The 5,899-nt window shown below is 58.8% G+C and carries 8 protein-coding genes; 2 read left to right on the forward strand and 6 right to left on the reverse strand.

Annotation, left to right across the window (positions count from 1 at the left end):
• A partial coding sequence (locus VJ604_RS03705) for a sensor histidine kinase (protein ID WP_324080031.1) occupies nucleotides 1-399 on the forward strand: 399 nt, incomplete at its 5' end.
• Between the two features lie 170 nt (nucleotides 400-569).
• Here the strand turns inward: VJ604_RS03705 and VJ604_RS03710 are convergent.
• From VJ604_RS03710 to VJ604_RS03730, 5 genes are all read right to left on the reverse strand, one after another.
• Complete coding sequence (locus VJ604_RS03710) at nucleotides 570-935, reverse strand: hypothetical protein (RefSeq protein WP_324080032.1); 366 nt, start codon at nucleotides 933-935, stop codon at nucleotides 570-572.
• 116 nt (nucleotides 936-1,051) lie between these two features.
• Nucleotides 1,052-2,035, reverse strand: a complete 984-nt coding sequence (locus tag VJ604_RS03715; RefSeq protein ID WP_324080033.1) for a hypothetical protein — start codon at nucleotides 2,033-2,035, stop codon at nucleotides 1,052-1,054.
• Between the two features lie 64 nt (nucleotides 2,036-2,099).
• On the reverse strand, nucleotides 2,100-2,330 hold the full coding sequence (locus VJ604_RS03720; RefSeq protein ID WP_324080034.1) for a hypothetical protein: 231 nt from the start codon (nucleotides 2,328-2,330) through the stop codon (nucleotides 2,100-2,102).
• Between the two features lie 246 nt (nucleotides 2,331-2,576).
• Nucleotides 2,577-3,656 carry an AI-2E family transporter gene (locus tag VJ604_RS03725; protein WP_324080035.1) on the reverse strand — a complete coding sequence of 360 codons (1,080 nt, stop codon included), beginning with the start codon at nucleotides 3,654-3,656 and terminating at the stop codon, nucleotides 2,577-2,579.
• A 61-nt stretch (nucleotides 3,657-3,717) separates the two neighbouring features.
• The gene (locus VJ604_RS03730; RefSeq protein ID WP_324080036.1) at nucleotides 3,718-3,996 is read right to left on the reverse strand and encodes a hypothetical protein; all 279 of its coding nucleotides are present in this window, start codon (nucleotides 3,994-3,996) and stop codon (nucleotides 3,718-3,720) included.
• Between the two features lie 250 nt (nucleotides 3,997-4,246).
• Here VJ604_RS03730 and VJ604_RS03735 point away from each other — a divergent pair, with 250 nt between their 5' ends.
• The gene (locus tag VJ604_RS03735; RefSeq protein ID WP_324080037.1) at nucleotides 4,247-4,804 is read left to right on the forward strand and encodes an acyloxyacyl hydrolase; all 558 of its coding nucleotides are present in this window, start codon (nucleotides 4,247-4,249) and stop codon (nucleotides 4,802-4,804) included.
• Nucleotides 4,805-4,970: 166 nt separating this feature from the next.
• Here the strand turns inward: VJ604_RS03735 and VJ604_RS03740 are convergent.
• Nucleotides 4,971-5,899: MMPL family transporter (locus VJ604_RS03740; protein WP_324080038.1), on the reverse strand; the 929-nt coding region annotated here is incomplete at its 5' end.

Here is a 5,899-nt window from a genome sequence, read left to right on the forward strand (position 1 = left end):
TCCATCATGCCGCAGGTCAGCGTGCAAGGCGATCCGTCGCTGCTGCGGGTCGCACTAAAGAAGCTGATGGAGAATGCATGGAAATTTTCACCTCGCCCGGAGGTGGCGCGGATCGATTTTGGCGAGTGCAGGATAGGTGGCAGGCAGGTTTTCTATGTCCGGGATAACGGCATCGGCTTCGACAGGGGTGATGCCGACCGACTCTTCCATCCCTTTCAACGTCTGCATGATGCGGAGGGGTATTCCGGCAAGGGGCTGGGCCTCACCATCGTAAAGCGGATAGTCGACCGACACGAAGGCGAGTTGTGGGCCGTGGGGGAGCCGAAGAAAGGCGCGACCTTTTACTTCACGGTGGGCCCGCTCGGCCAAAACAGTCAAACCACACCTGCCCTGGCCTGAACATTTCGAAGGGCAAGAACGCCGTCAGCTTGTCGAAGGCAACGCCTAGAGCCGTTCGTGCTGAGCCTGTCGAAGCACGCCCTGAGCATGTCGAAGGGTAAAAGCCTGAGCTTTCACAACCCTTCGACAGGCTCAGGGTGAAAGGAGTCAACTTCTAACAGAGTCGACTTCTACTCCCCTTTCACCGCGTCCTTGGTTTTGTGCCCGGCTTCCTCGAAGGCATGGCCGGTTTTCTTACCGGCTTTCTTCATCGCGTGTCCGGTGGTCTTCGCGCCTTTCTTCACGGCATGGCCGGTGGCTACCGCCCCTTCTTTTACTGCATGGCCGGTGGCGGTAGCACCTTTCTTAATTGAGTGACCGGTGGCTCTGCCGACCTCCTTGGTTCCTTCACCGATCTCCTTGGCGCCACCGTTTCCGATATCTTTAACACCTTGCTTGATCTCCTGGCCCCCTTCCTTGTAGCTGTCCTGAGCCAAAGCCATGCCGTTACCTATCAAGGCGGCCATCAACACTGGCAGTAACATGCGAGTTCCCATAGTCTACCTCCCACGTCTCCTTACCGCGTCTGACTGCCGGGTGACGGCGGGCAAGTACCCGCATGCAGCCAAGCGCACCCGAGTTTTTTCGCCGGCAGTTCACCGGCTTCTTGCTGTCACATCCCTCCTGCGGTAAGCAGATAAGCTCGCTTCCGCCCAATAGCTGCATGTTCCGGCTCCTGCTCAAAACTGACATTTCCTTTCTGTAGACCAATCATGTTGGCGTGTTCGCGCCTCTTGGTCGCCATGTACTCCGGTTTGTCCATTTCCTTGAGCTGGCGCGGATACTTTGAGGTGAGGTCATACCAGCGGCTGAGCCTTTTCTCGAATCGCTGGCTTTCCGGGTAGTTGAGGGTATCGACGAAGGTCTCCAGAGCAAGGTAATAGCGTACGGTGTTACGTTCCACCGAACCTCTTACCCCTTCGACGTAATAGTGCTTTCCGTCCTTGCCGTGCAGCACGCTAAACCCCACCTTGTTACGGCCTATGGTTGCGAAATAGGTCTTTATCGCCATGCGGGCCATCGCACCATACCCGTAGGTGTAGCTGAAATGGAGAAAGGTCTTGTCAGCTCCCAGGGGTGCCGCTTCCAACTTGATGCGGTGGTCCTTGGTATGGAAGGGCCCGGTATCGGCGGACATGCTGACGTCCAGGTAATTCGCGGTATCGGCCTGCACGTTGAATTTGAGCTTCAGCGGGTAAGCGTCGGCCGGTGGCTGATAGTATTTGCGACCGTTGTAAAGGGTTATGTACCACTGGTCACCGACCTTGGACGTGGTGCAGGCCTTCACGTTGATGTGCACGGAGGTGATGTCGCACCAGTCCGGTGGGCTGTTCAACGCCTCCTTGATGACGGCAAAGGGGTGGGGAAACACGCCGTACATGTCAACCTGCACCGAGTTTTCCCCCTCGGTGGAATCCAGAACAATGGGGGCGCCGAACTGGTTCGATTCGAGCTGCGCCCGCATGGCCGGGTACTTGGCAACCAACCGTTCGGCGGCGCCTGGATCCGCGAGGGCGCTGCCGCCGAAAATCAAAACTGCCGCCCCGGTCACCAACACGGCTACCGAGCGCCGCAGCAGCGTTGCTAGAAGGGTCATCGATACACCTCCAACCGGCCGTTGCAAAACCCCACTCTTTTTCCAGTTGGCAACCCGGCCGCCATCAGTGATGCTCTTCATCCTCCCACCTTCTTTCATCGTGACGCTCTCCACCGCGTCCCTCGTCGTGGTGCTCGTAATGGTGGCGGTGTTCTTCATCCCGGTAATGTTCCCGATCATAGTATCCTTCGCGGCCTCCGTAATCTCCACCTTCGGGCGGAGCGACGACACAGCCGCCAAGCGTGGCAGCCATCAGGATAAACATGGCGGCCATCGCGACAGATAAGGTTTTCATTGTCTTTGCTCCTCTTTGTATCAGGCAGCGGGGAAGGAGCAGATCCAGGCGAACAGGAAAAGCGGTGGTCATCTACCATCTAAGCCCCAGTATATACCTTTTGGTGCACTCAGATGAAGTTAGATGCAAGCGAGTTGATGGTATCGAGCGGGGGTGATGAGACAAGAGATGGCGCTGAGATGCAACGAGAAGCAGACGAGGCGAGTGCTGGAAGTCACAGGGAATAACGGAGGTGAAATAGCAAAGTCATTTTGGTGGGGCGGCCGGCAAGGAAACATCCTCATCCTGATCGTCCTCGGTCATCACCTGTCCCCAGATGGTCATCAGGATGGCGAAGATGACCGGGCCGAGAATGAGGCCCAGCAGCCCCATGGTGACGACGCCGCAGATCGCTCCGATCACGATGGCCAGTACCGGTATATCGCTGGCAGCCCCGATGGCCAGAGGCCGGATAGCGTTGTCCGCCATTCCCACGAAGATCATGCAGTAAGCGGCAAGCAGCAGCGCGTGCAGGTAGGAACCGTTCAGGGCGAGGACCGCTGTCAGGGGGACCCAGATGACACCGGTACCCACCACCGGGAGCAGCGCCGCCATCGCGGTCAGCGCACCGCAGAAGATGGGAGCGGGAAGCCCGGCCACATAGTAGCCGATGCCGGCGGTAACCCCTTGGGCGGCGCAGGTGAAGAGGGTGCCGACGGTCACCGCCGTGGTGATGGAGCGGATTTCGGCGACGTAGCGAGCGGCCTTCTTCTTGTTGGGAGCCAGGCGGGCGATGCAGGTATTGACCACCCGTTCGCCGTCGCGATAGACGAAAAAGAGGATGAAGAGAGCCACGAACAGGGTGAAGAGGAGGTCAAGGAGGTTCTTGGCGGCGGCGGCAGCCACGCCGACCAGGAACTCGGAGGCCGAGGCCGCAACCTTCCCCCCTACCCCGGCAAAATCAACCCCGAAACGGTGAGCAATGGCAGACGCCCGGTCGACCAGGGGGAGATGGCGGAGGGTATCGACACCGGTTTTGCTAAGGGTGGAGATGAGCTGCACGATCTGGTTGTACCAGTCACTGGCGTTGATGGTAGCAGTAACGACCAAGGCCGCGGTTGGCAAGATGATGCAGACCAGGATGGCGAAGACCATGATCCCTGCGCAGCGGGCGGGGTGACCGGGGAACCGCCTCAACAGGCGGTTGTAGTGAGGCATGGTCGAGATGCCGATGATAAGGGCTAAGGCGAACGGGCTAGCGACAGGGGCGGCCAGCATGGCGAAGAGAACAATGGCCGCAACTGTGGCAAAGGCGGCAAGGATGCTCAGGTAGAGTTTTCGGTGCATTCTTACCACCTCTCATGACATAGGATCACATTCAACCGCAACTCGCTTGCGACTGCCAGGCTTACTTAAGAGGCGTCTCGATCTTGCGCTCTTCAGGCTGAAGAACCGGCGCAGCGCCAGGAGGCTGCACCGACTGGGGTTTCTGGAAGGGGAGGGTCTGCTCATTGCGCTCGTTGGTGAGAACCGGTGGCTGCTCTTTGACCTGCCAGTTCTTGGTGACCGGCACCGCAAGTTCCTTGGGCACTGCCGTAGTCGCAGCCGGCTCTTTGTGATACAGCAGCGAGCAAGCGCCGAGAGGGAGGAGAGCAAACAGGATGGTTGCCGAGGGGAGAAATCTCATGCCGGGACTCCTTCATGTGCAAAAGGCATAGGTGCCGGGTCAGGCACACAGATTCATTTCCCTATAAGCATACCAAGATGTTGGCATCTTTGCTGTCCATTTCGGTCGAAGCCGCACGGTTAGCTTGATTCCCCCCTTGATCTGTTATCATTTCTGTGCTTTGATCCAGGCCGGATGGCTAAGGATAAAGGGGCCTTATATGTTGAAAATCCGGGTGGTGATGATCATAGTCGTGCTTGTGTCCTTGCTGGTGCCAGTCCTTTACTCGGAGGCGTCGGCGGAGGAATTTCCCCCCTTCCCGGCGGCGACCAAAGAGTACAGCTTCCTGCTGGGATACGGCAGTTCCATCCCGGGATTCGGGACGACCAAGACCAGGGTGGAGACCGTCGACTTCACCGGCCGGTTCGGCTATTTCATCAGCGACGAAGTGGGCAGCGGCTGGTACCGCGGCCAATTCGAGATGGACTTCGAGCTCCCGCTCAACCTGGCGACCGCTCCTAAGTTGGGATTCATGACTGGCGGCAACGTCCTGCAAAAGTACAACTTCAACGGCTTGAAGGAGAAACGGCTGATCCCGTACGTATTCGGAGGCGGCGGGGTTGTGTACGTGGACCTGAACCTGCCGACCATGGGGAGCAAGCTGGACTTCTCCTACGGAGGCGGGGCCGGCCTCCAGTACCTCTACCGCAAAGACCTCGCCCTATCCTTCGAAAGCCGCTACCACCACATCTCCAACGCCAACACTGCCGAGCCCAACGAGCCGCTCAACTCGGTAAAGGTACTGCTGGGAGTATCGCTTTTCCGGTAACCACCTTACAACGCTCGTCCGTTCCCATTAAACACGTCACAACGTTGAGCCGTTCGTGCTGAGCCTGTCGAAGGAAGCTTCAACTTCTCCAGGCTCCACTGCCGTAGGTGTTCAACGCCTCCTTCGACAAGCTCAGGACAGGCTTCGACAAGCCCGGGGTGAACGGCTATTTTCGACTGTTCCAAACGGCCATGAAGGCCGGCAGCGACACCAGGGCGAGCAGCGCGGTGGCGCCGACCCCGTAGTTGGTTGCGGATCCGATGGAGGCCAAGGCGCCGTAGTCGGAAAAGGCCAGCGATCCGAAACCGGCGATGGTGGTCATGGCCGAGAGCAACACCGAACGCCCGGCCTGCACGAATTCAACCGTCATCTCCTCCTCATCGCGTGAGATCACCCTGTTCATGACGTGGATTCCGTAGTCGCTTCCCATCCCCAGGAGGGTCACCAGGACCATCGCGTTCATGAAATTGAGGCGCATGCCGGTTAGCACCATCATACCCACCATGGCGATGCCCCCGCCGACCACCGGGTAAAGCGTGAAGAAAAGGCCACGGATGGTCTCGAAATGGGAAATCAGCAGGAAAAGAACCACCACGCCGCCCAGCGCGAAGGCGAGCGTGAAGCTTTTCCTGACGGACTCTTCCAACTGGAGGCTGACCAGGTCGGGACTGGTCGCACGCGCCGAAGGGTCCACCTGTTTCAGATCGTTCAGGAAGGCCCCCTGGCTGAACTCGGGGCCCCGGTAGTAGAGGTAAAAGAGCAGATGATAGCTCCCGCCACCGGACATCAGGTGCCGCTCGACGATGCCGCGCAGCGGAGATTCGGAAAGGTGGCTCACCGCATCCAGCGAGGGGACCGGGGTCGCCGTCTGCAAGGCATCAAGTCCGGAAATGAGCGGCTGGAAAGGTTCAACCGCGAAGCCGTTTCTCTCCAGGGACCGGCGCAACTCGTCACCCGGGCGCTCGGCTCCCATCTTCTCCTGAAGCACCTTCAGCACCTCAACCTGCACATCCTTGGCGTTTATCACCTGTTCCAGAGACGAATAGCCGGCCAAGCGCCCCTGATGTAGATACCTTTCCAGCATCCCGTCCACCT

Origin of the sequence: Geomonas sp., assembly GCF_035254065.1 — a bacterium.
Lineage (GTDB): Bacteria > Desulfobacterota > Desulfuromonadia > Geobacterales > Geobacteraceae > Geomonas.

What these genes read in the sequence shown, in the direction of transcription:
- VJ604_RS03710 (WP_324080032.1), bottom strand. Translation starts at nt 935, where the DNA reads ATGGGAACTCGCATGTTACTGCCAGTGTTGATGGCCGCCTTGATAGGT.
- VJ604_RS03725 (WP_324080035.1), bottom strand. Translation starts at nt 3,656, where the DNA reads ATGCACCGAAAACTCTACCTGAGCATCCTTGCCGCCTTTGCCACAGTT.
- VJ604_RS03720 (WP_324080034.1), bottom strand. Translation starts at nt 2,330, where the DNA reads ATGAAAACCTTATCTGTCGCGATGGCCGCCATGTTTATCCTGATGGCT.
- VJ604_RS03715 (WP_324080033.1), bottom strand. Translation starts at nt 2,035, where the DNA reads ATGACCCTTCTAGCAACGCTGCTGCGGCGCTCGGTAGCCGTGTTGGTG.
- VJ604_RS03730 (WP_324080036.1), bottom strand. Translation starts at nt 3,996, where the DNA reads ATGAGATTTCTCCCCTCGGCAACCATCCTGTTTGCTCTCCTCCCTCTC.